Origin of the sequence: Sulfurovum sp. NBC37-1, from assembly GCF_000010345.1 — a bacterium.
Lineage (GTDB): Bacteria > Campylobacterota > Campylobacteria > Campylobacterales > Sulfurovaceae > Sulfurovum.
The window spans coordinates 284,862-311,185 of sequence record NC_009663.1; the positions used below are offsets into that span (position 1 = coordinate 284,862).

Genomic DNA, 26,324 nt, shown 5'->3' on the forward strand with positions numbered 1-26,324 from the left:
TTATTATAGATAGACGGCAGACATATTTACCAAAGGAATGCAATGTTTTTACATCGTTTATTGAAGCTCTTGTTTCTCTGTCTGCTTGCACACAACCTGCTGCAGGCAGCCGACCTTAATACTTCGCTGATCTCAGGTGATAAAACGATTTATGCCCAACTGCAGGACAGGCTTAAACAAACAGAACCCAAAAATGATGAAATACTTCTGCAGGAGACCCTGCTGAAAAAATTGATCAACTTTCAGGAAAATATACCCCAAAACACAACGACTTATGTGCTGCCCAAGGATGAAAAAGAGGCAAGGACACTGTTTACCAGCTGGATTGAGAACCTGTCAAAGAAAGTAGAACTGGAGCAGCAGCAAAAGTCTCTTCTTAATAAAATGGCAACTTTGAAAAAACAAATAGAAGAGATGCCTGCCAAGGATGCTTCACTGTTGACCTATCAGCTGCAATATGCGCTCTATGTAAAAAACAATCGATCAGTACAGCAGCAGATCAAGATCCTCGGCGATCAGGAAAAAGAGTTAAGCACATTGTTTCATCGGATGCCAAAGACATTGCTTTTGAATCAAAAGCTTTTAGCAGACAATCAGGAAAAGCTGTTGCAATATCTTATCTTTCAGAAAAAGATACTTAAATCACTGCAGACAAAAAAAGAGCGTCTGACATTGCTTGGCAATGTGGATCAGCTGGAGCAGTTAGCCAGGCAGCAAACAGAAGAGCAAAATATTTATACTGAAATTTCCAAAGTGATTGCTGCAACAGATTTTATGCTCTTTTGCGATGCTTTACACAAAAAAGATCAAACAGCCTTTAAATGGGAAAAAGAGATCTTGGTGTACACAAATGATGCTGAGGAAAAGCATGCTTTGAAAAAGTTGCTTAAAGAGATGGAAAAAGAATACCTCGGCATTGTAAATACGATTAGTGGTTCAACCGTACAGGATGTCAAGTACACGGCAGATTCAGCCCGGAAGTTGCTTGCAAAGCCTCTTTTTAAGATCAATGAGACACCGATCAGTATTTTTAAAATAGTGCTTGTGCTGCTGGTGCTTGTCATCGGTTTTTTGATCGGAAAATTTTTTAAATATACCCTGCATAAAAATCCGGAAGAGGATGACAGCAGTACCTTAGCCAACTCCTCAAGAATGATACTTTCAAATCTCGGATACTACATCATCATCGTCATCACATTTCTGGGTGCATTAAAAGTGTTGGGCATCAACCTCTCTTCCCTGGCCATTGTTGCCGGAGCACTCTCTGTAGGTATCGGGTTTGGTTTGCAGAATATTGTTTCAAATTCAGTATCCGGTCTTATTTTAATGTTTGAAGAAAGCATTAAGATCGGTGATTATGTTCAGCTTGATGAAAATCTCAAAGGCCATGTGACGGACATTCGCATGCGTGCTACCACTATCAAGACCAATTCCAACATCGATGTGATCATACCCAACCAGAATTTTATTCAAAACAATGTTGTCAACTGGACGATGGAGGATGACATAAGACGTATTGAAGTCCCATTTGGTGTCAGATACGGCACCAAACCGGAAACAGTTATCCGTGTTGTTCTTGAAGCGGTTAAAAAGAGTGGCTTTAAAGATATTTATACTTCAAGACGCCGTATTACACGTGTTGTGATGACTGAAATGGGTGACAGCAGTGTCAATTTCGAACTGCTTGTCTGGATCAAAGGCAAGGAGATCCTCTATCCGAAACGGACCATGTCCCGCTTTCTGATACTCATCTATAATGCATTATATGAGAACAATATAGAAATTCCATTTCCGCAAAGAGATCTGCATATACGAAGCATTGACAAGGAAATTGTATTTCCGATGGAACTCGATATTCCGGCAAAGGAGCCTATCGATGAAAAATAAAACAAAAACCATTTCGCTGGTACTCGGAAGCGGCGGGGCAAGAGGGTATGCGCATATCGGTGTCATAGAAGAACTGTTGAAACACGGCTATGATATCAGGTCGGTCTCGGGTTCCTCCATGGGGGCGCTCATCGGCGGCCTGTATGCCTGCGGCAAGCTGGATGCCTACAAAGAGTGGGTTTTGGGGCTTGATCTGATCGATGTGGCAAAGCTGGTCGATTTCTCGTTTACGGGGACAGGTATCATACAGGGTGAGAAGGTATTCGACGTGATCAATGAGATGGTAGGTGATGTATATATAGAAGAGCTTCCCATACCTTTCACCGCAGTAGCGACGGATCTTCTCCGGCAGAAAGAGGTCTGGCTGCAGAAAGGAAAGCTTATCGATGCCATTCGGGCTTCCATCGCCATTCCGACGATCTTCACGCCAAAGAAGATCGGTGAGCGCTACCTCATAGACGGCGGTGTGCTCAACCCTCTGCCCATCGCCCCTACGATAGCGGATGATACACAGCTGACCATTGCCGTGAACCTCTCCGCCAATATCTCCAAAAAATATCAGATAGATGTTCCCAGGAAAGAGCAGGAGAAAGCAAGCGGTATGCAGGAGGTCTTTTTTCAAATGGCAAAAAAGGCGGAAGAGTTATTCGCCAGAGAGAAAACCGACAGGTTTGATGAGATGGATATGTTCGACATAATGGGACGTACGATTGACATTATGCAGCATGCCATTATGGAAAGTAAAATGGCAGGGTATGCTCCCGATATGATCATCGGTGTGCCGAACAATGCCTGCGGTTTTTACGAATTCAACAAAGCATACGAGCTGATAGAGCTTGGCAGGCTGATCGCACGGGAACACTTGGAAGAGAATCGGGATGAAACGGTATAAAAGAGATCTTCTTAAAGCACATCCCCGGAGTGTTTTCTTTTCTGTGGCAGGGCTTGTGGTCTTTTTGCTTATGTTTGTGAATGTACTGACCGACGGACCAATGCTGAAAGTGGATGAATGGGTCAGTCTGCATGTATCGGAACTCCACACGGAAACAGGGACGAAAATGATTGTCTTTCTGACCGACCTGAATGGTGTGGTCGCAAGCACTATCCTTTTTGTACTGATCAGTACTTTTCTCTGGTATAAAAAACGGTACGGGGATCTTCGCTTTTTCCTATTCTCTTTCCTCGGTGCCACACTGCTTTTCAATCTGTTTAAATTCACCGTGCGGCGTGCCCGTCCGGATACAAGTCTTTTCGAGCTTGCAACCTACTCTTTCCCTTCGGGACATACGACCATGGCGACCGTGCTGGCATTGGCACTCTATGTTGTTTTCGTAAAGAGGATCGATGCAGGAGTGCCGCGAGCGCTGCTTCTACTGCTATGCATACTCTGGCCGGTGATGATAGCTTTTACCCGGGTCTATCTGAACGTACACTGGTTCTCCGATGTGATCGCAGGATTGTCTCTGGGGCTTTTCTGGGTGACACTCAGTACGATGGTCTATCCCCCGTACAGTGTACGGAAGTAAAAAGGAGAAGATCAATTAGTCTATATCAAACCGTTTTTTGGTCAATATGATGAATTTGGTGGCACTTGGGTCCTGGATACCCAGCTTCTTGGCCGCTTTCGGATTGGCAATGTAGTATCCGAATTTCACAACGACACTGTCACCTTTCTGCAAGGCAGTATCGAATGTCACCTTGCGTGTTTCATGCGCCTTGATGGTCGTGTCTTTCAGCACTTCCGTCGCAAGCCACGGCATGGAAGGTTTACCGTTTGTGCCTATGACCCTCATAAAGTTTACCGGTTTGAGCTCGATGGTCTTTCCGTCCCTTTCTATGTTGATTCTCAACTGATTCAGCCTGAGTGGTTGGGGGAAGAGGGTATGTGTAGCTTCATTCTTTACAGTGACACTGAATCCATTTGCTTCTTTGTTCAGAGAAAGTTTTATGTATTTTGAAAGCAGTTCCGGTGTAATTTTGTGGATGTTCACGCCATGGAATGCATGGGTCTTGCTGTCTTTCAGATTGACGAAGGTCCCTTTGACCTTGGGCATATGGCAGGTGATGCAGGTCTCTTTGGAATCGTTCTGTTTCACTTCAAGGTCACAGACAGTAAAGCCTTTGCCGTTCTGTTTGTGCGAGTGACACCCCATGCAGACATTGCCGTTATAGAAATTCTCATTGCCGTAGTCTATTTTGTGGTAAGGGGAACCGACAGTTTTTGTCATCAGGCCGAAGAGAGAGCTTTCCTCTTTGAATTCTATCTCTTTGCCTTTTCTTTTTGGATCGGCTGAGAAGAAGTATTTTTCTTTTTTACTCATGACATTTTTGTTCGCTTTGGCATGTTTTTCTATGCTTTGTATCCTGTGGCACTGCTGACAGGAGATCGGTTCGTTCTCCTGTACAGCATTGTCGGTCAGTTTGGTTTTGCCTGCCATCAGTGCATGATCGGAAGGAGTATGGCACTTGGCACATTTATAATTCCCTTTTGCTTTATCCGGATGTTTGTCCCATACAGCCTTGTGTACAGGGTCCTTGAAGATGGATGCCCTGCTGTGCATGGAGCTTTGGTACTCCTCGGTAATGATGGGATGGCATTTTTTGCAGGTGGTGTTTTCCAATGCAGCATAGCTTTGCGTACTTAATAGAAAAAGTAACAGGAAAGTAAAAAGTTTTGTCATAAATAAGTCCTTGTTTTAATTATTATTATAAGTCAGGAATTGTATTTAAATCGGAGTTATTTTATCTTGATATAAATCAAACTTATTTTTATGCTTAAAAGGCATAATGTTTATTTATTAATCATTCATCAAAAAAAGTTTATAAAAACATCTTAATACTGTTTAAATATTAATCAATATACTGCCTATCTACTTGATTTAAATCAATTTCTTACTATAAGTCTCGACTATAATATGCATTACAAAAAAAGAAGGAGAAAAAGATGACATTTTCAAACTCGGCAGAGTTATTGTCGTTCCACTGGTTTGCCTACAGTGTCTATTCGGCACTGATCATCTCAGTGATTGCATGGTTCGGGTACAACCTGACACGAAAAGAGAAAGTAAAATCGATTGTCCGTATACCGTTTTATACCTATATCGGATTTTTGGTAGCGATGGGGGTAGGACACCATATTTTCACGTACAATACAATTCCATGGGTCTCCCAGGATATTACAAGGCATGAAATCACGCCCGATGCGACATATACGTTTGAGATAGAAGACCACAAGTGGGTCAATATGCCAAAGAAAGTTACGGTGCAGTGCGGTCAGACCATCGAGTTTAATGTGCGGAGCCGTGACCTTGTGTATGGTTTTGGACTTTTTAGACAAGATGGTTCAATGGTCATGCAGATGCAGGTAAATCCGGGAACAGATGTAAACGGTATTTTGGAACCAAACGATATTTTGTGGACATTTAATCATAACGGTGTTTTTGATGTGATCTCTACAGAGTATTCAGGACCGGATGCTTATGATGAACATTCGGGGAAAGATTTGATGTTCGTCAAAAACTTCGTTGAAGTTGTCGGATGTAAAGAAGAAGGAGGGAAAAAATAATGAGTTTTATGAAAAACTTAGTGAGTGGAACCAATTTTGATCCGGATAGTCTGAACGCACTGCAGAAAGTGACACTCAGAGCCGTGGTAATGAGTTTCCTTTTTTATGGGCTGGTAGCAATTGAGGGGATGATCATGCGTATGGTACAGGTAGGACCCGGAGCACCTATACCGGATATGTTCTCCCATCCTGATCACTATTTTTCCATTATGACAGTACATCCGATCGTCGGGATATTCGGTTCGACCTATCAGCTGGTATTTGGGGCCTTTATGTTCCTTGTACCCTATTTAACGAAAAAACCACTCTATAGTGTAAAACTCGCCAACTATGTATGGTTGCTGATCACAGTGGGTACGGCACTGGCGTGGATCGCTGCATTTGTCTGGCAGTATGCTCCTCTTTATACACTTTACTGGCCGCTTCCTGCCGATACTGCCCAGTTCCAGGTCACTGGTGGGATTGTCTTTATTATCGGTGTGGCATTGATCATGATAGGAACACTCGGTTTCATTTATAATATCTATGCAACGATATTTGCAAGGGTTGGTGTACACAAAGACAAAACAACCAAAGAGCTGCTGATATCAGGTTTTGGTATCGACGGTATGCTTAACCTTTGGCACAAGCTTACAGGCAGACCACCTTACTCAAAAGAGCCGGCATTGGCACTTCCGGTTGTGGCTATCTTCCGTGGTACAGTCGATACTTTCCTGGATGCGATCGTTATTTTGAGTGCAGGTATACTGGTGCTTGTCTATTTGATTTTCGATGCCAGCGGCAACCCTTTAAGTGTCGCCTCCGTAGATGCATTGCTGTACAAAAACTACTTCTGGTGGGGACTTGACCTTGTCGCAGACGGACTGGTACTCATCTATGTGGCGGGTTCCTGGTATTTGCTTGCGACTTTGATCACAGGGCAGAAACTCTTTATGGAGAACGTGGCAAGAGCGGCATTGATGCTTGAACTGCTTGTTTCGTGGATGGTATGGTCTCACCACCTTTTGGCAGACCAAGGACAGCCGGAGATGATGAAGCTTGTTTCAGGTGAAATGGTCACAGCCTTTGAACTGTTGACTCAGGGACTGGCACTCTTCATTACGTTGGTAACGCTATGGAAAGCAAGACCGCTCAAGATGACATTTGAGCTCAAGTACCTTCTTGGTGGTCTGGTTGGATTTGGTTTGGCTGTTCCCGCTGCAATCATTCAGGCAGATATGGGGATGAACCGTGTCCTTCACAATACACAGTGGATCATTGGTGCACACGTGCATATTGCCCTGATTGTCGGTCTTTATATGACACTTTATTCAGCAGTCTATGTGCTCTGGCCGATAGTGACAAATAACACGAAGCTCTATTCGCATAAATTATCGAGTGCACATTTCTGGCTACATCTCATCGGTGGTATCGGTATGGGAGCATTTATGGGAATGGCCGGACTTGACGGTATGCTGAGACGACACCTTTATGTAAACGGAGAGTTCGATACCTGGATGATTCTGGCTGCGATCTGTGGAAGTATGCTTCTGATCGCATGGGCACTGTTTTTGTTAAACATTATTATGTCTGTAGGACTCAAAGGGCTTATAGGTATCTTTATGCCGGCAAAAGACCCGACAGCTTCTTATGGGATCGATCAGGAGATCGAACCGGCGGATGATCCTGCGTTTGCACAGTAAACAGAAAATTAGTAGGTTCAATAAAGTTGAACCTACAGCACACATATGAATAAAAGGAACCCTTTGACACACTTACCTCGAGTTGCATTAGAGATCAAAACCATTGGTTTGTATGATTTGGTTTTACAGGATGTGCAGAAAATTGCAGGAAAATCCAATGTAAGTGAAGACGAAATCATAGAGATCATGCAAACGAACCCTCAAATACTTGAGGATTATAAGCAGATCAATGTCGAATACAATTTAAGTAATATTCATTTAAGAGATATAGATCTTTCCAAAGTTGACAGTGCCTGTCACAAAGCAGCCAAAGAGGTGAATGAAAACCTTGAAATGCTGCGAGAAATAGAGAAGTATACACTTGATTTTGAACAGAGTTCAACACTGGTCATCATCTTTTCCATAGAGTTCTTTGTGCTCTTCTCCGTGCAGTATTTTATCGTGCTTATGGATCTCAAAGAGTGGCAGATACTCATTTACAGTATTTTTGCAAGTAGTATTGCAGTGGCATGGTGGTATGCAAAAAAAGAGCAGAAAAAATATGCCCTCAATAATGAAAAGTTTGAAAAACTCTATAAAAAGACACTGGAACTGATAGTTGACATGGAAAGACAAGGTTGTATTGAAAAATCTGATCTGATCATTGACAAGGGCGAAGAACATGTCTAAACCTGTAAAGATATCTTATGTTTGGGACAAAGAGAATGTCCAAAGACTTTTTGAGGAGTCCTACAAATATCAGTTCAACCATTCGGCAAAGCGTTATGTAGGATGGTTCTTTATTGCACTTATGCAGTTTGGTGTAGTCTTTGCACTGAAAAAAGGTGCTTTTGAACTTTTGCTTTTCTCAACGATCATACTGTTGTACTGGTATTACGGAAAAAAAATAATTGCTAAAAAACGTGCAATGAAATTTTTTGAAACTTCTTCATTCAGAAACAAAACCATCCATATGGAAGTCAATGATGAAGGCTTTATCATTAAAAATCACGAAGGTAAAACAGAGTGGTCCTGGGATGAGGTGGATGAAGTGGTAGTATTGGAAGATAATTTCATTGTATACAAATATCCCCACTTCCACTATATTCCTGTAAACGGTTTTTCCACCCTGGAAGATAAAAGCCGATTTAAAAAGATGGCAAGAGAGCATCATAAACTATTGGATTCATAAAATGGAGTATTTTTACATAGGGCTTGTCATACTCTTTGTTGTCGGATTACTTGTTGTAGGCTTCGTAATGGATGAAGACAACAATAATTAACACTTTCTTGTGCCAAATCAACTTTTAAATATAAAAAAATTGTTATCATCTTCTATTACATTAAGGACAGACCATATGAAGAAGATTGTAGTAGCTTTTTTTATTATCTTGACATGTTGGATACCGTTATCGGCAGAGAGCGGGAAAAAGGTATTTGAAACCTATTGTTGGGGGTGTCATCATCAGACAGCCGTAGCATTCGGACCGCCTTTTGCCGAGATTGCATCCAAAAGAACGGCAGAAGAGATACAGGGGATGATCGCTGATCCTGCTTCTGTTTCAAAGCTCTTCGGCTATAAAAGAAATGCTATGCCTGCATTTACTCTGAAACCGGAAGAACTCAAAGCGATCACTTCGTATATATTGTCATTCAAACCCAAAAGCAAAGAGAGCAAATAAATGTTTAGACTATCGAACCTGCTTAAATCGGTCACGGCAGGCAAACCTGCAAGGGTACTGGACGGAAGCATTGCCATCTGGAACTTTACCAACCGATGCAACCTCTCCTGTCTGCACTGTTACTCCAAAGCGGACCTCGATGCCGTGGACACACTTACGACCGAGAACATTATGGAGACACTGCCAAAGCTCAAAGCCAATGGAGTGAAGTTCCTCATTTTTTCGGGTGGTGAACCACTGACGAGGAAAGACCTGTTCGACATTGCGGCGCGCTGCAAGGAACTGGGTATCGTGACCTACCTCTCTACGAACGGTCTGTATGTCAAAAAGAGCAATGCCGAGAAGATCCTTGATACCTTTGACTATATCGGTATCAGCATAGACGGAAGTCCCGAAGTGCATGATGCTTTCAGGGGGCTCAAGGGCTCCTTCGTCGAGTCGATGAAAGCGGTCGACCTGCTCAACAGTTTTGGAAAGACCAAAGTAGGTATCCGTTTTACGATCACCAAAGATACCTATGATGACCTGCAGTTCATTTTCGAACTGGCTGAAGAGCATAATATCCCCAAAGTCTACATCTCGCACCTGGTCTACAGCGGACGCGGGCTGGAGAACCTGGAGATGGACCTGAGCAAAGAGCAGCGTATCACAGCGGTCAACTACATTCTGGACAAAGCGTTCGAATATCATGAGAGCGGCAGAGATATAGAGATCGTTACGGGTAACATGGAAATGGATGCGATCCTCTTCTATGACAGATTTGAAAAAAAGTATCCTGAATATGCCGAAGAGATGAAGAGAAGGCTCATTGAATGGGGTGGAAACTCTGCGGGAAGAAAACTGCTCAACATTGATTCCGAAGGTTTTGTGAAGCCTGACCCTTTCTTCCCTGTGAAGATAGGCAATATCCTGACACAGGATTTTTCGGATATCTGGACGAACGAGCCGACCGAACTGCTGCAGAAGTTGCGTGTGCACCCGAGAGAGCTTGGCGGAAAATGTGTAGAATGTCAATACCTGAATATCTGTAACGGCGGTTCAAGAAGCCGTGCCTATGCGATCTACGGTGATATGTGGGCGGAAGATCCATCATGCTATTTAACGGAAGAACAAATTAAAGGAAATAATTAATGGGTAAAGTTTATTTGACAGGGGCAGGGCCGGGAGATATCGATCTTTTGACGGTCAAAGCACTGCGTGCGGTAGAACAGGCTGATGTAATCATCTATGACAGACTGGCCAATCCCGATATTCTCTTGCAGACGAAAGAGGGGTGTGAGTTCATTTATGTAGGTAAAGAGGATTCGCATCATACGCTGCCGCAGGAAGAGATCAATGAAGTGATCTACCAGTCTGCACTGAAATACAAGAAAGTGGTCCGTCTCAAAGGGGGTGACCCCCTGGTCTTCGGACGCGGTGGTGAAGAGGCGATCTACCTGAGAGAACGCGGTATAGAGTTCGAGTTCATCCCCGGGATCACCTCGGCGATCGCGGTACCGGAATATGCCGGCATCCCCGTGACACATCGCGGTATCACGGTCTCTTTCAGAGTAGTAACAGGCCATGAGTCGAAGAACAAAGACCAGTCTCAGATCCCCTGGGAGAATTACAAGAGTGATGATACGATCATTTTTCTGATGGGGCTGCACCGTCTCAAATATATTTGCAAAAAACTCATTGAGATCGGAAAACCAGAAGACTATCCTGTAGCGGTCATCAGTAAGGGGACCACGCCTGATGAGAAGACGGTGGTAGGAACCTTGGAAACGATCTATGCTAAAGCGAAGGACCTGCCGACGCCTGGTTTGATCGTCGTCGGTGAAGTGGTAAAGCTTAGAGAGCAGCTTTCCTGGTTCGAACAGGAGTAAAACACGGATTCCTCTGCTTATCCGCAGTTATATAGGAGAATATTTATCTTTTTTACAGTATAGTACCCTCTTTAGAGACATGAAAGAGGTATTAAGATGTATAAACTTGAAGAGATTCCTATGTTTTCGGCACTGACGGGGACATATCTCAAAGAGCTTTACGATCAGACCCATATAAAACAGTATGCTAAAGACAGTATTGTTTTTTATGAGGGAGATGAAAGTAAATACCTGCATATTCTGCTTGATGGCAACATCAAACTCTACAAAACCACTCCCAAAGGTACGCAGATTCAGATCAACCGTCTTGCTGCACCGGCAATGATAGGCGAGTATGCCTGTTTTGAGAATCAGCCTTTCCCCGCTACATGCGAATTCCTTACAGATGGTGTGATGGGACTTCTGCCTTTTGATTTCGTCTACAAACATCTTGACAATCCAGGTTTTTCCCTGGAGATCATCAAGTCTCTTACCGGAAAAGTCGCACTGCTTTCCGCCCTGGTACACAAAGAGACCGTCCTCTCTTCCGAAGCGAAAGTAGCTGATCTTATGACACAGAAACTTCCTCTTTTTCAGCGTCTCAAGAACAACGAGATCGCCTCGATGCTCAATCTGACGCCGGAGACATTTTCGCGTATTCTGACCAAGTTCAAGAAGGAGGGGATCATCACAGTGAAGAACCAGAAGATCATCATTTTGAATGAAGAGGCGCTTTACAACATCGTCGAGACCAATACGATCAAGGACTGTACGAATTGTATCGCGCATTTTAAAGAGCAGATAGGGTATAAGGATTAAATGTACGTCATTCCGGGCTTGATCCGGAATCTATCTTTTATAGATCTATTTCGTTTGTCGAATTCCCCTGTTATTGTAATTGAGGTGTTGTTCTTCTCTTCATTTTTTTTAGAAAAAAACGAAGCAAAAAAATCGTCGTATCTCTCGATGAAATCCCGCAGGAACGAGGACAATCGCTTCGCTTTTCTGACACTAAATGGCGATACCTCTGTCGCTAAAGCGTAAGAGGGGTACAAGGTCGTTCGCAGAGACAGGCACACTGCGTGTGCTTTAATGAGAGTGATTTTTTTCAAAAATCTTGACAAATACAGATAAAGTATGTCACAATTTTGCGTATAAACGCTAAACGCTCTCCTCCCACTCTTTAAACGCATCATCAAAATAAACCAGACGCTGTTTTTTGAACTCTACGGTTGAGTAGAGTTTTCCGTATTCGGATAAACCGCTTTCTTTGGCCATCTCTTCTATAAGCGTGTCACATTCTTCCTGGGTTTTGGCATGGACCATGGCAAAGAGGTTGTAGGGCCAGTTGGGGTAGGAGGGGCGCAGGTAGCAGTGGCTGACGGCTGAGAATTCTGCCATCTGTCGTCCTATCTCTTCACCTTTTTCTTCCGGTACGGACCACACGGACATAGCATTGGCACCGAAACCGGCTTTTCTGTGGTTGAGGATAGTGGCGAAACGGCGCATGACACCGCTCTCTTTAAGTTCATTGGCGATCGCAAAGAATGCATCATAATCCATACCAAGTTTTTCAGTCGCTTCTTTATAGGGTTCCGATGTAACAGCAATGTCTTTTTGCAGCTCTTTGATGACTTCTATGTGCTGAGGTGTCAGTTCTATCTCTTTATGTGCTGCTTTTTTGACCTTCTCTTTCTTGGCGCGTTTTCCTGTGGTGTCCATCTTGACAGAGATCTTGAACATTTTCAGGGTCGGCAGGATGATGGCATCGTCCGCGCCTGTCTGTTCTTTGAGTATCTCGATGGTCTTCTCCAGTCCGAGTTTGCTGTCGGGTGCAACGGCCATTGTGAACCAGATGTTGTAGTCATGGTTTCTAAGGTAATTGTGGCTGACACCCGGATGGGCATTGATAGTCTGTGCGGCTTCGTCTATATTGTCTTCAGCTACCTTGAAAGCGACCAGTGATGACTTGTAGCCCAGACGTTTGGTATCGAAAATGGCGGAAGTCTGTCGGATGATCTTCTCGTCTTTGAGCCTCTGTACGGTAGAGAGCACTTCCTCTTCGGTCGTATTGAGGATATCTGCGATCTCTTTGAAAGGCCGCTGTGTCATAGGAAAAGCATTTTGCATCTGGTATAGTAATTCGTCTTGCATAGGTATTTAAATCTCCAATAAGGTAATAATAAATGCTAGTGTAGCAAAGATTGATACATATCAAAGCAAATGTGATAAATTTCTGTTAAATTATGATACACAATTGACATAAAGGAACACAATGTCGTATTTCCCCATGTTCATGGATATGCAGAACCTCAAGGTACTGGTGGTAGGTGGCGGTGCCATTGCTACCGAAAAACTTGAAAAACTGGTGGATTTCACCAAAGAGATCACAGTGATCGCCTCCGAGGTCAGTGTAGAGGCGGACAGCCTGATCAAAGACCACTGTCTGACACTTTATCAGCGGGCATACAGAGAGGGGGATATTCAGGGTTTCGACATTGTCATTGTGGCAACCGATACAGTGGATCTGCATAAATCGATCTATGAAGAGTCAAGGGGCAGCAGGATACTGGTGAATTCCGTGGACAATACGGACTATTGTGATTTCATCTTTCCCTCCTATGTCAAAAAGGATGATCTGACCATCGCTTTTTCGACAGGAGGAGCTTCTCCGGCTTTCGCCAAACATATCCGCCGCCATTTCGAGAAGATCATTCCCGACTCGGTCGGGGATTTTCTTAAAAAAATGAAAGCCTTGCGCTCGACAATGCCCAAGGGCAAAGAACGAATGAAATATTTTGACGAACTGGTGGAAGAATATTTCAGGAAGAATTTCAAATGATTTTGACATTATTTGACATAATTTTGATATAAATCAAGCTTATTTTAAATATAAGTCATTAAAATGATAAAAACTAAATAGGAGTAATTATGTCTGAATTAAATAAACAAGCTATAGAAGTACCTGGAGCAACCGTGCCTTTCTTTACCTATACGATGGGCGAAACACAGTATTTTGAATTCGATACATCCAAATGCGGACCGCCTGAACCAATGGTCAATGCAATGGCGGGACTCAAAATGATAGATGGACCCAATAAGAAAGTGGTTATGATCAACCACAAGAAACCAATGGGACTGCTTGACAAGATCGGTGAGAATTACGATATTGAAACAGAAAAAATGGATGACGGCCGTGTCAAACTGATCTTCTCCTATAAATCGGGAGAGAGTGAAAATGCAAACCTCAATGATGCCGCTTGTCACGGATAGGTTAGATGAAAGCTATCTCCAGTGATTTTGCGCCACCGCTGAAACTGATCTCGCCCTTTTTCAGTTATGGCGTGGTCTTTTATCTGCTCTCCATGCTGGCACTGCTCTTTTTTGAGCCGACATTCAGTTATGCGCAGATGAATGTGGCCGGGTGGATACATCTTTTTCTGCTTGGCTTTGTGATGATGATCATCTTCGGTGCCATGGCACAGTTGATCCCTGTGGTCCTTGAAGCAGGGCATGCAGTGGTAGATGTCTATTATGTCATTTTCCCTCTGCTTTTGGTCGGTGCTTCCCTAATGGTATTCGGCTTCTGGCTCATGCCGGCGATACTTCCCTATGGAGGCCTGCTGGTACTCGTTGCCATGATCATTTTTGCTGTGGAGAATATCGCCACGCTCAAGAAGACGACCATTCGGACATTAACGATAGATACGGTTGCCTGGAGTAACGGCTATCTGTTGCTGGGTATTTTGACCGGATTTGCCATCGCACTGGGATTGAGCGGAAACTTTGGCATCAATGTTTCACTGATGCTCAAAGCCCATGTCTATGCTGTAATTGGGGGATATGTTGTCCTAACCATCATGGGCCTGTCCCTGATCCTTATACCGATGTTCTCTCTGGCGCATGGTTTTGAAGAAACAGCGATCAACAGGGCGTTTAAGCTGGTCATTACCGGTGTCGGGATTGTTTTTGCCGGAGCACTTTTTACCCAGGAGTGGTTCATGTACATAGGGTATGCTGTCAATATGCTGGGTATATTCTTTTATATATGGCAGATCTATATTATTGCGAAACTGACGGTGCGTAAAGAGATGGATATCTGGGCAAAGTCCATGATATTCGCTTTTGGTGCACTCATACTTTCAATTGTACTGGGCTTGGTTTATTTTATGAGCGGCAAGGAAAGCATCTTGCATGCATCGGTATGGTTTTTGTTGCTGGGGTTCATCTCCTCTATGATCACAGGCCATCTTTACAAGATCGTTCCATTTCTGGTCTGGTTCGAACGTTTTGCACCTTTGGTGGGAAAAGAGAAAGTACCGATGCTCCATGAAATGTACTCCAAAGAGGGAGCATCGATGATGTTCTGGTTCACGGCGTCCGGCGTTGTACTTGGAGGTCTTGGACTGCTCTTTGAGAATGGTATTCTCTTTAAAGGCGGTGCCAGTTTCCTCTTTGCAGGGGCGATCTTCCTCTTCGTTACGATGCGGAAGATGCTGGCGTATGGGAAATAAACCATTTCGGTGGTTTTATTCGCCATGTTCAAATATGAAATAAATTTTTTGTAGGGTGCGTAATGCCCATCGGAAATGCCCTTGGGGTACACGCACCAATAAATAATATAAGGAATAAATATGTGCAGTATTACAAAAGAAGCGGTTTTCGATGCCATCTCTACGGTCATCGATCCGGAAGTAGGGTTCAACCTGGTTGAAATGGGTCTGATCTACGATGCGATCATCGATGAGGATTGCAATGTTCATGTCATCATGACACTCTCTACACAGGGATGCCCTTTGCATCAGATGATCACCACCTGGGTCAAAGAGGCGGTAGAACGCATTGAAGATGTGGGTGAAGTGGAAGTGGAAGTTGTCTGGGAGCCGGCATGGAATATCTCTATGGCACATGATAATGTCAAGCAGGCATTGGGTGGTATGTAGACCGTAAGCATGCTTTCAGGCACTTGCCTGAGCAAATAGGAGTCTTTTACTCCTTATTTCATCAATATATTTTAATCTTAATTCAAATATCATTTTTATAATTTATCTAAGATAATTTTACTCTAAATTAAAGCGTTACCTATTTGTCATATTTATGACAATATTTACTTCTCTTGATATAAATCATCTTTTTTATTGACACTGCTGTGATAAACTATATACGTAGTTGTACGTGGAGACTCTCTTAATAACTCTGACAGCAGGGATATTGAGAGGGTTTTTGACGTATAACCAAAAATCAATTTACGGAGGAAGTAATATGGCTTTAAATAGAAGAGAATTTCTAAAAAGTGCAGCGGCAGCATCTGCGGCCAGCGCTGTGGGAATTGCTGTTCCATCCAGTCTGAACGCGGCAGCGAATGACGCACAGAAAGATTGGAGATGGGACAAAGCAGCATGTCGTTTCTGTGGTACGGGTTGTGGTATCATGCTTGCGACCAAAGGTGGTAGGATCGTAGCGGTTAAGGGTGACCCTGCGGCACCGGTGAACAGAGGTCTTAACTGTATTAAGGGTTACTTTAATGCAAAGATTATGTATGGTGCGGATAGACTCAAGACACCGCTTCTCAGAATGAACGACAAGGGTGAATTTGACAAACATGGTAAATTCAGACCTGTCTCTTGGAAAAGAGCATTCGACGAGATGGAAAAGTATGCGAAAAAAGCGCTGAAAGCTTCAGGTCCTGAAGGTGTAGCAGTATTTGCATCCGGTCAGTATACGGTTATGGAAGGGTATGCAGCCCAGAAAATGATGAAAGCCGGTTTCAGATCAAATGCGATCGACCCGAATGCACGTCACTGTATGGCATCAGCGGTTGTCGGCTTCTACCAGACATTCGGTATCGATGAGCCGTCAGGTTGTTATGACGATATCGAAATTACAGATACTATCGTTACCTGGGGATCCAACATGGCAGAAATGCACCCGATCCTCTGGTCAAGAGTTACGGACAGAAAACTTTCCAATCCTGACAAAGTAAAAGTCGTTAACATCCAGACTTATACACACAGAACGTGTGACCTTGGTGACTTTAACATTATCTTCTCACCAAACACGGACCTTGCGTTGTGGAACTATATTGCTCATGAGATTGTTTACAACCATCCTGAAGCGATCGACTGGGATTTTGTCAAGCAGAACATCGTCTTTACAGCCGGACCGCTCAACATCGGTTACGGTATGAGAAGAGCAGGCGAAAAATCCATTACACCGGTCAGAAAAGACGGTAGTGCAGGAAAATACAGCGCTCTTGAGATGCAGACCATCAATAAAGAGATGGAGAAAAAGATCTCAGCCAAAGAGGCACCGGCATTGGCACCATACGGTATCAAAGAGGGTGATGTGATGAAAAACACTGCAGGTACGCTCAAGCATTGGAAGATCTCTTTTGAAGAATACAAAAAATCGCTTGAACCGTTCACGCTCGACTATGTGGCTAAGATCGCAAAAGGTGATCCTAACGAGTCTCTTGAATCATTCAAGAAAAAACTCAAAGATCTCGCTGCGCTTTATATTGAAAAAGACAGAAAAGTCGTTTCATTCTGGACAATGGGTATGAACCAGCACACCAGAGGTACCTGGGTCAATACACTTTCCTACAATGTTCACTTCCTGCTGAACAAGCAGGCATTGCCAGGTAACGGTGCATTCTCGTTGACAGGTCAGCCTTCAGCATGTGGTACGGCAAGGGAAGTCGGTACATTCTGTCACAGACTGCCTGCAGATATGATGGTGAAAAACCCTAAGCATAGAGCTCATGCTGAAAAAACATGGGGAATCCCTGCAGGTACATTAAACCCTGTAGGTAACCAGCACATCATGAAGATCCACAGAGATATTGAAGATGGTGTCGTAAAATTTGCATGGGTCAATGTATGTAACGCATACCAGGATTCAGCAAGTGCCAGCCACTGGATCAAAGCGGCAAGAGAGATGGATAACTTCATCGTTACTTCAGATGGATACCCAGGTATCTCAGCAATGGTTTCCGACCTTGTACTCCCGTCAGCAATGATCTATGAAAAGTGGGGTGCATATGGAAACGCTGAGCGTAGAACACAGCACTGGAGACAGCAGGTACTTCCTGTAGGTGACGCGATGTCAGATACATGGCAGTGGGTTGAATTCTCCAAGAGATTTACAGTGAAAGACCTTTGGGGTGGATATACACTTAGAAATAAGAAAAAACTTCCAAACGTTATCGCTGATGCGAAGAAAATGGGATACAGCGAAGATACGACGATGTATGAGATCCTTTATGCGAACAAAAAAGGAAAATCGTACAAAATCGATACTTCCAAGTTCCCTCAAAAAGGGTTTGACAACTCCGAATGTCTTGGTGATAGCAGAAATGTAAAAGGTTCTGATGGTAAGGTATTCAAAGGTTACGGATTCATGATCCATGAGTATCTCTTTGAAGAGTATGCAAGCTTCGGTAGAGGACACGGACATGACCTTGCTCCATTCGATGTTTACCATAAAGTAAGAGGACTTAAGTGGCCGGTTGTCGACGGTAAAGAGACACAATGGAGATTTAACGTCAAGTACGATCCGTATGCGGCAAAAGCAGTTAAAAAATCAGGCAGCAAGTCAACACACGCTTTCTATGGTCCATTGGCGAAAAAGATCCTTCAGGGTGACTTGAAAGGGCCAAACAAAAAACTTGGCAAATATGCACTTCCTAACAAAGCGAAGATATTTGCAAGACCATACATGGATCCACCGGAAATGCCGGATGAAACTTACGATACATGGTTATGTACAGGTCGTGTTCTCGAGCACTGGCACTCAGGTACGATGACCATGAGAGTCCCTGAACTCTTCCGTGCGGTTCCTGAAGCACTCTGCTATATGCATCCTGGTGATGCCAAAGCAAAAGGTCTCAAGAGAGGCGAACTTGCATGGGTTGAAAGTAGACGTGGTAAGGTTAAAGCAAGAATTGAGACGAGAGGTCGTAACAGACCACCTCAGGGCTTGGTATTCGTTCCTTGGTTCGATGAGAAAGTCTTCATCAACAAAGTATGTCTTGATGCGACATGTCCAATGTCTAAGCAGACAGACTACAAAAAATGTGCAGTTAAGATCACAAAGGCATAAGTAAATGGCAAACTCCGACAACAACAGACGAAAGTTCATGGCAACGACCCTTCAAAGCGTTGGCTTAACGGCTCTTGGTGGATTGTTGTGGAGTGGCTATTGTGATGAAGCAAAAGCATCACCACTGGTACTCAGACCACCGGGTGCATTGGCAGAAAAGGATTTCCTTGATGCGTGCATTAAGTGTGGAATGTGTGCGGAAGCGTGCTATAATCGTGACAGTAATATAGACAAAGAGACAGGAAAGCAAAGACCTGGAACCCTGCAGATGGCAAAAGGGGGCGACCACCGACTGGTGGGTACGCCGTTCTTTACACCAAGGGATGTTCCCTGTTATATGTGTGATGATATTCCCTGTGTTCCGGTCTGTCCCTCAGGCGCTTTGGATATGCCAAGCCTTCTTGACAAAAAAGGAGAACTGGATATCAATAAAGCCCAAATGGGATTGGCCATCGTGCATAAAGAGAGCTGTATTGCCTTTTGGGGCTTGCAGTGCGATGCCTGTTACCGGGCATGTCCTTTGCTGGATGAAGCGATATCGCTGGAGTATATGAAGAATGAACGAACGGGAAAACATGCATTTTTGCTGCCTGTCGTCCATTCGGATGTCTGTACAGGATGCGGGTTGTGTGAAAAAGCCTGTGTGACTGAAAAACCAGCTATTTTTGTACTACCGCGGGAGCATTCTACAGGAAAAGCAGGAGCTCATTATGTAAAAGGTTGGGACAAAAAAGACCAGGAAAGAGTAGGAAACAGAAAAGCAGAAGAGATAGAAACGCATACAAAACGAAGCGAAAAAGCGCCGGTGGATTATTTGAATAAGGAGATAGAGTATTAATGAAAAATTTAAAATATCTACTTCTTAGAAGGGTAACACAGATCGGGCTTTTGGTACTGTACTTTGGTGCCAATGCTTATGGTTGGACTATCTTGAAAGGTACATTCGGTTCCTCTCTACTTTTTGGTGTGATCCCGTTGGCTGATCCCTATACGACACTGCAGGTTTTAGCTACAGGTTTTGTGTTGGGAGCAGATGTACTTTTGGGGGCGTTGATCATTACGCTTTTCTATATGATCGTAGGCGGCAGGGCTTTTTGCAGCTGGGTATGTCCCATCAATATGGTGACGGACCTGGCCAACTGGCTCAGACGCAAACTTAATTTAGACAAAGAAGAAGTGAATTATCGTTTCCTTAAAAGACGCGCACGTTACTGGATCATGGTACTTGGCTTGATCGTCTCGGCTATTGTCGGTATTGCCGCATTTGAAGCGCTGAGCCCTATTACCATCATGCAAAGAGGTATTATCTTTGGATTTGGTGCAGGGATTTCGGTGGTCATAGCGATATTCCTTTTTGATCTCTTCGGGGTCAAGAATGGTTGGTGCGGACACCTGTGTCCTTTGGGAGCAACCTATTCGCTCATAGGCAAAACAAGCCTTATCAGGGTCAAACATGACCATGAAGCCTGTACAGCCTGTATGGAGTGTAAGGTGGTATGTCCTGAAAATCAGGTCTTGCATATGATAAACAAAGAGAGTATTTCAGTTACAGACGGTGAGTGCACCAACTGCGGTCGCTGCATCGACGTCTGCAATGATGATGCTTTGGGATTTGGAATTAGAAGTTTTACAAAAAAGTAAATGATTAAAGGAGAAGAAATGACAAAAGTAATCAAGGTAATGGCATTGGGTTCACTGCTTGCTGCTTCAGCACTGTATGGTAGTGCAAGTACGACAGCATGTGCAGGATGCCACGGACAGCATTTTGAGAAAAAGGCGATGGGTAAGTCCAAAGTCGTAAAAGATATGAGTGAAGCAGATATTCTTGTAGCGCTCAAAGGCTACAAGAACGGTACGTACGGTGGTGCGATGAAAGGTCTTATGAAAGGCCAGGTCGCTTCACTCTCAGATGCCGATATGAAAGCGATCGCTGCTTCCATCAAGGGCGGTGCAGCTGTACCGACAAATGTCGCGACTGAAAATGCAGCGGCAGCGGCAGTAGCCCAGGCCAAAGTGATCGACATCAACAAAGATGTATGTGATCCCAAGAGAATCGACAAAGAAGATCTCGGAAACAAAAAAGTAGTTGATGAGACAGTATTGGGTCTGAGAAAAACATCACTTTTTGATGAAAAGGTTGCACCGGTTAAAGGAAAAGAAGACAGACCGGCTCCTGGAACTGCTCCAAAGTTTGAAAGAGCGTATGTCAATGCACCACCGATGATCCCTCACTCAGTGGAAGGATTGCTGCCGATCACCAAAGACAACAACCAATGTCTTGGATGTCATATGCCTGATGTGGCAAAAGGCGTAGGCGCTACACCTATTCCCCCATCTCACTTCACTAACTACAGGCCTACAACTGTTTACAAAAATGGTGAATTGGTCAAAGAAGGTAAAAAAGTCGGTATCCAAAAGGGTGACATGGGTAACGTAGGTGATATCAAACTTGCCAAAGTGAAAAAACTCAACCACCTCTATCAGGGTAGATTCAACTGTTCTCAGTGTCATGCACCGCAGGCAAATGTAAAAACTGCTGTTGCAAATACATTTAAATCTGATGGATTGACTGATGAGTTTAAGACACACTCAAATCTTGTCAATATGATGGATGATGGTGTCAAATAGTGGCAAATCGAAGAGATTTTTTTAGATCCTTCACCAAACCACTGCGTCAAACCAAAGAGGAGTCTCCTCTTTTGGTGAGGCCGCCTTACGGTAAAGACGAATCTCTTTTTCAGAGTGAGTGTCCCTCTTGCGAAAGCAAAAGCTGTGTCGCTTCCTGTGATGAGAAGATCATTTTTATAGCGGATGACGGTGCGCCGACACTCACATTCAAAGAGAACGGCTGCACTTTTTGCGATGCCTGTGCCGAAGTCTGTGAAACAGGTGTACTTTCGCTGGAGAATGAAGGTACAGCTGACTGGCTCAACGCTGTGTTCAAAATATCGCTTGAAGCTTGTGTAGCACATCATGGCGTCATCTGCCATGCCTGTAAAGAACCCTGTATCGATGATGCCATTCTGTTCAACGGAATGTTCAATCCAGTCATCGATGATGAAAAATGCACGGCTTGCGGTTTTTGCATGTCAAGATGCCCGACACAGGCGATCTCTTATGAAGTGTTTGCATTGAAGTAGGAAGCGGATCAGACAGAGGTTTAGTTGAAATTGATTTGGCTCAATAGATTTGAGTGAAATCCTGCTACTATGTCATTAATGATCTAACTATTGATTGACTGGAGAAATGAATGATGAATTTGGAAGCGAAATATCCGAAACTTTTTGACAAACTTGAAGACAAAGAAGTGGAGTTACGCCACCTGCTCAATGTGGATGAGAACTACGAAGATTATGATTCCGAAGAGTATGAGTTTGATTTTGAAGAGTACAACTTTGTAATCTATATTGCAGAACCTGTTCAGAAAATTCTGGGAGAAGAGAAGATGTCAGCATTGGCAGAAACACTTGGCGATCACAGTGCTTTTGAAAATTTTGTTATTTCTGAAGACGATCTCTATGGCGTAAAATCGGCCTTGAGTGAGGAAGAAATTGTTGCATTGTTACTGGAGCACATCGAGGAGATGGTATGAGAAGACTCCTGCTGCTTTGCCTCTTGAGCATGGCTGCCTGGGCGACACCGATATTCTCACCCGTTGAGACAATAGAGGTCAACGGGACAGCCAAAGATATGGTCCTCTCAAACGGCCATTTGGTCATTGCTACCGATATGGGGCATATTGAAGTGTATGATACAGCCAATAGGAAAAAGATCAAAGAGGTCTCCATTCCGGATGTGAAAGATTTTATGGGTGACATTATGCCGGCCAGGGTCATGAGTACGGATGTGACAGGGGAGAAATATCTTCTGCTGAGTGACAGCGGAAAAGGTGGTTACTCCAATCTTTACCTCTATGATAAAACATTGAAACAACTCTTGTCCGCTGATGACAAGGAAGCGATCATTAAAGCACGATTTGTGGATGATTCGCATATTTTGCTTGGTTATCTCAGTAACGAGGTGGCGCTACTGGATATCAACAGCAGAAAAGAGCGCTACCGGGTTCAGTTGAGTGAATCGAAATTTTCCGATTTTGCACTCAATGAAGACAAAAGCCAGGCGGTTTTCGCCTGTGAGAGCGGTGTACTGAATGTTGTGGATGTAAAAAGCGGGAAAGTAATCAAACAGCTGCAGGGACAAAATGTGGACAATGTTTACAAAGTCGACTATAAGCAGAAGACCGTCTCGGCAGCAGGACAGGACAGAAGAGGGGCTTTGTACGATGTAACGACCGGCACAGGAACGTACATCCAGGGTGATTTTCTCATTTATGCAACGGCACTGAGCCCCTCTGCAGAGAAAGTAGCGTTTACGATGGACGAACAGAACAATATTTCCATCTATCGTACTTCTGACAAGGCTAAAATAGCCTTGCTTAAGGGGCAAAAGAGTACACTAAATGTTATTATTTTCAAAGATGAGAACAGACTCTATTCATCCAGTGATGACAGCACCGTAATGGTGTGGGACTTAAAAAAATAAAGGAGAAACAATGAATGTATCAAGTATTGTAGTACAGGCTTTGCCGAAAAATATCAATGAGCTGGTGGCGTTCTTTAAAGAGGCCGATTATATTGATTATCATCTGCATGACAAAGAAAAAGGAAAGATCATTGTAACTGTCGAAGGAAAAGGTGTGGAAGAGGAGATCGAAAAACTCGTCAAGATACAGCGGCTTCCCAATGTAATCGCGGCAGATATGATGATGACCTATCAGGAAGATGAACTCGATGCGGAAGTCAAAAGACTTGAAGAAGAGAACCCGGTACCCGACGTGCTCAACGATGATGATATCGATGTCAGAGATGTCGAATATCACGGTGACCTCAGACATAAAAAGTTAGGATTTTAATTATGGCAGGCGTAATAGAATCGGTGATCAAAACCTCTCCTCTGGGCCGTTGGTATATTGAACTGACAGATACGATGAAAGAGGATGCCGAACCGGTATTCTGTCTGGATGTCTACGAGTATGCAGAGAAGGTCGAAGAGATGGGCAAAGAGTATGGAGATGAGGTAGAAGTGATCTGGTCAAGTGATGACGGCGTGACCCCCGAGCAGATCAATGAAGTACGTATGCAGATGAATGCCTATGAAGCCGAACAGGAAGCGAAGCGTGAGAATATGGAGCATATGCCTGATGGAACTCCCAACTTTAGTGCGGAATAATGCAGGCACTTAAAGAGATCTACGGTGTAGGGATACTTTTCTTCTACTATATGAAGTATCTTATCCTCTTTGGATGGCCGCTGCTGCGTTACGGTCTGGACTATAAAGACAATATTATTATCGATGTGCTTTGGGTCTATTGTCTTATTTTGATGGTTAAAGATCTCGTGTATAAATTCGTTCTTAAAAAAAGCTATTGTGACAGTGCCTCCTGCAGTCATACGACAAAAAAGAAATAAATCATAACCGGATAAATCGACCCTACATTTTTTTTTGCTATAATCATTACAATTCCCTACAAGAGGTATGAATATGTTTGATGAAGAAGATGTAGAAGCGAAGATTCTTTTTGGTTCCACTGAAGCAACCAAAGAAGAGAAGACAGAACGCTGCAGCCCTTATGACGGTATTGTTGTCAGCATAGCACAGGCTTGTGACGCCGACGATACGGTACATGCACTGAAGATCGCCAAAGAGGCAGCCAAAGAGGCGGCAAAAACATCTCTTTCCCAGCGTATATTGTGGCTGGAAGATGTGGCAAAAAGACTGGAAGAAGAGAAAGAAGTTTTTGCTCTTATGCTGACAAAAGAGGTGGCAAAACCCATCGCATTCTCGCGTATTGAAGTGGATAGATGTATCGAGACGATCAAACTGACTGTTCTTGAACTTGCCAACCTTTCGGGAGAGACCATTCCGACAGATATCATGCCCAGCGGCAAGAAGACTATGGCGTACTACAGACGTGAACCTGCAGGAGTAATTGCCTGCATCACGCCTTTCAATTTCCCGTTGAACCTTGTAGCGCACAAGATCGCACCTGCACTGGGTGCAGGGAATGCCGTAGTGCTCAAGCCTACACCAGAGGCACCCATGACAGCCTATATGCTAGCCAAGCTTTTTGTCTCTTCCGAGTATGCCGTGAAAGATGCACTTTCAGTAGTCTATGGTGATGCAGAGGTAGGTTCCACTCTGGTCAAAAGTAACATTCCGAGGGTCATCAGTTTTACCGGTTCTGTCTCGGTAGGCAATATCATTATGTCTCAGGCGGGCATTAAAAAGGTGAGCCTTGAACTGGGCGGGAATGCCGCCACCTACATCGATGAAAGTGCCGACCTTGAACTTGCGGCTGCACGATGTGCTTTCGGTGCTTTTTACAACTCAGGACAGGTCTGTATCTCGCTGCAGAGAATTTATGTCAATGCGGAAGTTTACGGAGAGTTCGCAACACTCATTGCCATGGAGACGGCCAAACTCAAGGTAGAGTCACCTTATGAGGACGATACCTTCATGGGGCCGCTTATCGACGGTGAGTCCAAAGAGAGAGCAAAGAACTGGATAGCGTCAGCCAAGGCTGAAGGTGCCAGAGTGATCGTCGGTGGAGAGGAAACCGTGGAAGGGCTCTTCCCCCCAACCGTCATGGCGGATGTGACCGATGAGATGAAGATCATCTGCGAAGAGGTCTTCGCGCCTATTGTTTCACTGGTCTCAGTGCCAAATTATGATACAGCCGTGAAGAAGATGAACGATTCTCCCTACGGGCTGCAATTTTCCATCTTCACCAATGATCTGAAAATGACACAGGCATTCATAGACGATGCCCAGTGCGGAGGTGTAGTGATCAACGATATCCCGACACTGCGTTTTGACGTGCAGCCTTACGGTGGTGCCAAACTTTCAGGTGTGGGACGGGAAGGCCCGAAATGGGCGCTTGATGAGTTCACAGAGATCAAAAGTATTGTTATATGTTGAATGTTTTACGTCATTCTGAACTCGTTTCAGAATCCCTCAAGGATGCAAAAGTAATTTTGAAAGATAAAAAGATCCTGAAACAAGTTCAGGATGACATAGTGGAAGGATAAATATGGACTACATGTTCCAACCCGGTTTTCTGGGAACCAGAGCACCTTTTTTTATGGATTTCGTTACACTGATAGTCGCTTTTCTGCCACTGCTGGTAGGCATAGCGATCTCTTTTGCGCGTCATAAGAAATATACCTTGCATAGTACAGTTCAGATCACAATCTTTATCATTTCTGTCATTGTAGTGGGCTATTTTGAATATGGTGTACGTCTGGGTGGAGGGTATGAAGCGTTTGTGAAGGGGACACATGTTTCCCATAATTATCTTTTGTTCGTTCTTGTTTTGCATATTGCTATTTCCGTTATTACGCTGGGTGTGTGGGCAGGCACGCTTGTGCATGCCAGAAAAAGTTATGCAAGAGGTGGTCTGCTTCCCGGACCGGATTCAACATCACATAAAAAAGTGGGTATCCGTTCCTTTATCGGTATCGTACTGACGGCACTGACTGGGATATGGCTCTATCTGCTCCTGTTCGTGTTTTGATGCAAAAGG

29 protein-coding genes are annotated in these 26,324 nt (G+C 43.9%); 27 read left to right on the forward strand and 2 right to left on the reverse strand.

Features of this window, described 5'->3' with window-relative positions; translation table 11 throughout:
* Nucleotides 1–42: 42 nt before the first annotated feature.
* The 3 genes from SUN_RS12890 to SUN_RS01480 are packed head-to-tail and all read left to right on the forward strand — an operon-like array spanning nucleotide 43 to nucleotide 3,413.
* On the forward strand, nucleotides 43–1,887 hold the full coding sequence (locus tag SUN_RS12890) for a mechanosensitive ion channel family protein (RefSeq protein WP_011979975.1): 1,845 nt from the start codon (nucleotides 43–45) through the stop codon (nucleotides 1,885–1,887).
* The gene (locus tag SUN_RS01475) at nucleotides 1,877–2,779 is read left to right on the forward strand and encodes a patatin-like phospholipase family protein (protein ID WP_011979976.1); all 903 of its coding nucleotides are present in this window, start codon (nucleotides 1,877–1,879) and stop codon (nucleotides 2,777–2,779) included. The genes SUN_RS12890 and SUN_RS01475 overlap by 11 nt, the downstream gene beginning before the upstream one ends.
* The gene (locus tag SUN_RS01480) at nucleotides 2,766–3,413 is read left to right on the forward strand and encodes a phosphatase PAP2 family protein (protein ID WP_011979977.1); all 648 of its coding nucleotides are present in this window, start codon (nucleotides 2,766–2,768) and stop codon (nucleotides 3,411–3,413) included. Before SUN_RS01475 ends, SUN_RS01480 begins: the two co-directional genes overlap by 14 nt.
* A 15-nt stretch (nucleotides 3,414–3,428) precedes the next feature.
* Here the strand turns inward: SUN_RS01480 and SUN_RS01485 are convergent, their stop codons facing one another.
* The gene (locus SUN_RS01485) at nucleotides 3,429–4,568 is read right to left on the reverse strand and encodes a multiheme c-type cytochrome (protein ID WP_011979978.1); all 1,140 of its coding nucleotides are present in this window, start codon (nucleotides 4,566–4,568) and stop codon (nucleotides 3,429–3,431) included.
* Between the two features lie 263 nt (nucleotides 4,569–4,831).
* On the opposite strand from SUN_RS01485, the gene SUN_RS01490 reads away from it, so the two are divergent.
* From SUN_RS01490 to SUN_RS01525, 8 genes are all read left to right on the forward strand, one after another.
* Nucleotides 4,832–5,452: a hypothetical protein gene (locus SUN_RS01490; protein WP_011979979.1), complete on the forward strand. Its 621-nt coding sequence runs from the start codon at nucleotides 4,832–4,834 to the stop codon at nucleotides 5,450–5,452.
* Nucleotides 5,453–5,460: 8 nt separating this feature from the next.
* The gene (locus SUN_RS01495) at nucleotides 5,461–7,134 is read left to right on the forward strand and encodes a cbb3-type cytochrome c oxidase subunit I (protein WP_232501341.1); all 1,674 of its coding nucleotides are present in this window, start codon (nucleotides 5,461–5,463) and stop codon (nucleotides 7,132–7,134) included.
* Nucleotides 7,135–7,197: 63 nt separating this feature from the next.
* Nucleotides 7,198–7,803, forward strand: coding sequence for a hypothetical protein (locus SUN_RS01500; RefSeq protein ID WP_011979981.1), 606 nt, complete (start codon nucleotides 7,198–7,200; stop codon nucleotides 7,801–7,803).
* Nucleotides 7,796–8,305: a YcxB family protein gene (locus SUN_RS01505; RefSeq protein ID WP_011979982.1), complete on the forward strand. Its 510-nt coding sequence runs from the start codon at nucleotides 7,796–7,798 to the stop codon at nucleotides 8,303–8,305. The genes SUN_RS01500 and SUN_RS01505 overlap by 8 nt, the downstream gene beginning before the upstream one ends.
* A 166-nt stretch (nucleotides 8,306–8,471) precedes the next feature.
* A complete protein-coding gene (locus tag SUN_RS01510; protein WP_011979983.1) occupies nucleotides 8,472–8,795 on the forward strand; it encodes a c-type cytochrome in 324 nt (107 codons plus the stop codon).
* Nucleotides 8,796–9,926 carry a radical SAM/SPASM domain-containing protein gene (locus tag SUN_RS01515; RefSeq protein ID WP_011979984.1) on the forward strand — a complete coding sequence of 377 codons (1,131 nt, stop codon included), beginning with the start codon at nucleotides 8,796–8,798 and terminating at the stop codon, nucleotides 9,924–9,926. It begins immediately after the preceding gene.
* Nucleotides 9,926–10,663, forward strand: a complete 738-nt coding sequence (gene cobA / locus SUN_RS01520; RefSeq protein WP_011979985.1) for a uroporphyrinogen-III C-methyltransferase — start codon at nucleotides 9,926–9,928, stop codon at nucleotides 10,661–10,663. Before SUN_RS01515 ends, cobA begins: the two co-directional genes overlap by 1 nt.
* A 96-nt stretch (nucleotides 10,664–10,759) precedes the next feature.
* On the forward strand, nucleotides 10,760–11,461 hold the full coding sequence (locus SUN_RS01525) for a Crp/Fnr family transcriptional regulator (protein WP_011979986.1): 702 nt from the start codon (nucleotides 10,760–10,762) through the stop codon (nucleotides 11,459–11,461).
* Between the two features lie 342 nt (nucleotides 11,462–11,803).
* Here SUN_RS01525 and SUN_RS01535 read toward each other — a convergent pair whose 3' ends face one another.
* The gene (locus SUN_RS01535) at nucleotides 11,804–12,754 is read right to left on the reverse strand and encodes a siroheme decarboxylase subunit beta (RefSeq protein WP_232501342.1); all 951 of its coding nucleotides are present in this window, start codon (nucleotides 12,752–12,754) and stop codon (nucleotides 11,804–11,806) included.
* Nucleotides 12,755–12,917: 163 nt separating this feature from the next.
* Here SUN_RS01535 and SUN_RS01540 point away from each other — a divergent pair, with 163 nt between their 5' ends.
* The 16 genes from SUN_RS01540 (at nucleotide 12,918) to SUN_RS01615 (ending at nucleotide 26,315) form a co-directional block, all read left to right on the forward strand.
* The gene (locus SUN_RS01540) at nucleotides 12,918–13,484 is read left to right on the forward strand and encodes a precorrin-2 dehydrogenase/sirohydrochlorin ferrochelatase family protein (protein ID WP_011979988.1); all 567 of its coding nucleotides are present in this window, start codon (nucleotides 12,918–12,920) and stop codon (nucleotides 13,482–13,484) included.
* A gap of 89 nt (nucleotides 13,485–13,573) precedes the next feature.
* Nucleotides 13,574–13,915, forward strand: a complete 342-nt coding sequence (locus tag SUN_RS01545) for a hypothetical protein (protein WP_011979989.1) — start codon at nucleotides 13,574–13,576, stop codon at nucleotides 13,913–13,915.
* Nucleotides 13,916–13,920: 5 nt separating this feature from the next.
* Nucleotides 13,921–15,156, forward strand: a complete 1,236-nt coding sequence (locus SUN_RS01550; protein WP_011979990.1) for a hypothetical protein — start codon at nucleotides 13,921–13,923, stop codon at nucleotides 15,154–15,156.
* Nucleotides 15,157–15,276: 120 nt separating this feature from the next.
* Nucleotides 15,277–15,585 (forward strand): metal-sulfur cluster assembly factor, encoded by a 309-nt coding sequence (locus SUN_RS01555; RefSeq protein WP_011979991.1) that lies wholly within the window; start codon nucleotides 15,277–15,279, stop codon nucleotides 15,583–15,585.
* Nucleotides 15,586–15,904: 319 nt separating this feature from the next.
* Complete coding sequence (gene napA, locus SUN_RS01560) at nucleotides 15,905–18,742, forward strand: nitrate reductase catalytic subunit NapA (RefSeq protein WP_011979992.1); 2,838 nt, start codon at nucleotides 15,905–15,907, stop codon at nucleotides 18,740–18,742.
* Between the two features lie 4 nt (nucleotides 18,743–18,746).
* Entirely contained in the window at nucleotides 18,747–19,580 is an 834-nt protein-coding gene (gene napG / locus SUN_RS01565) for a ferredoxin-type protein NapG (RefSeq protein WP_011979993.1), read from the forward strand.
* Nucleotides 19,580–20,383 (forward strand): quinol dehydrogenase ferredoxin subunit NapH, encoded by an 804-nt coding sequence (gene napH, locus SUN_RS01570; RefSeq protein ID WP_011979994.1) that lies wholly within the window; start codon nucleotides 19,580–19,582, stop codon nucleotides 20,381–20,383. Before napG ends, napH begins: the two co-directional genes overlap by 1 nt.
* An 18-nt stretch (nucleotides 20,384–20,401) precedes the next feature.
* Nucleotides 20,402–21,370 carry a nitrate reductase cytochrome c-type subunit gene (locus tag SUN_RS12895; protein WP_011979995.1) on the forward strand — a complete coding sequence of 323 codons (969 nt, stop codon included), beginning with the start codon at nucleotides 20,402–20,404 and terminating at the stop codon, nucleotides 21,368–21,370.
* On the forward strand, nucleotides 21,370–21,882 hold the full coding sequence (locus tag SUN_RS01580) for a ferredoxin-type protein NapF (protein ID WP_011979996.1): 513 nt from the start codon (nucleotides 21,370–21,372) through the stop codon (nucleotides 21,880–21,882). The genes SUN_RS12895 and SUN_RS01580 overlap by 1 nt, the downstream gene beginning before the upstream one ends.
* Nucleotides 21,883–21,992: 110 nt before the next feature.
* Nucleotides 21,993–22,334 carry a hypothetical protein gene (locus SUN_RS01585; RefSeq protein WP_011979997.1) on the forward strand — a complete coding sequence of 114 codons (342 nt, stop codon included), beginning with the start codon at nucleotides 21,993–21,995 and terminating at the stop codon, nucleotides 22,332–22,334.
* Nucleotides 22,331–23,284 carry a WD40 repeat domain-containing protein gene (locus SUN_RS01590; protein WP_011979998.1) on the forward strand — a complete coding sequence of 318 codons (954 nt, stop codon included), beginning with the start codon at nucleotides 22,331–22,333 and terminating at the stop codon, nucleotides 23,282–23,284. The genes SUN_RS01585 and SUN_RS01590 overlap by 4 nt, the downstream gene beginning before the upstream one ends.
* 10 nt (nucleotides 23,285–23,294) lie before the next feature.
* On the forward strand, nucleotides 23,295–23,654 hold the full coding sequence (locus SUN_RS01595) for a chaperone NapD (protein ID WP_011979999.1): 360 nt from the start codon (nucleotides 23,295–23,297) through the stop codon (nucleotides 23,652–23,654).
* Nucleotides 23,655–23,656: 2 nt separating this feature from the next.
* Nucleotides 23,657–23,971 carry a hypothetical protein gene (locus tag SUN_RS01600; RefSeq protein WP_011980000.1) on the forward strand — a complete coding sequence of 105 codons (315 nt, stop codon included), beginning with the start codon at nucleotides 23,657–23,659 and terminating at the stop codon, nucleotides 23,969–23,971.
* Entirely contained in the window at nucleotides 23,971–24,210 is a 240-nt protein-coding gene (locus tag SUN_RS01605) for a hypothetical protein (RefSeq protein WP_041672651.1), read from the forward strand. Before SUN_RS01600 ends, SUN_RS01605 begins: the two co-directional genes overlap by 1 nt.
* Before the next feature lie 73 nt (nucleotides 24,211–24,283).
* On the forward strand, nucleotides 24,284–25,720 hold the full coding sequence (locus SUN_RS01610; RefSeq protein ID WP_011980001.1) for an aldehyde dehydrogenase family protein: 1,437 nt from the start codon (nucleotides 24,284–24,286) through the stop codon (nucleotides 25,718–25,720).
* Nucleotides 25,721–25,832: 112 nt separating this feature from the next.
* Nucleotides 25,833–26,315 (forward strand): DUF420 domain-containing protein, encoded by a 483-nt coding sequence (locus SUN_RS01615; protein ID WP_011980002.1) that lies wholly within the window; start codon nucleotides 25,833–25,835, stop codon nucleotides 26,313–26,315.
* Nucleotides 26,316–26,324: the final 9 nt, after the last annotated feature.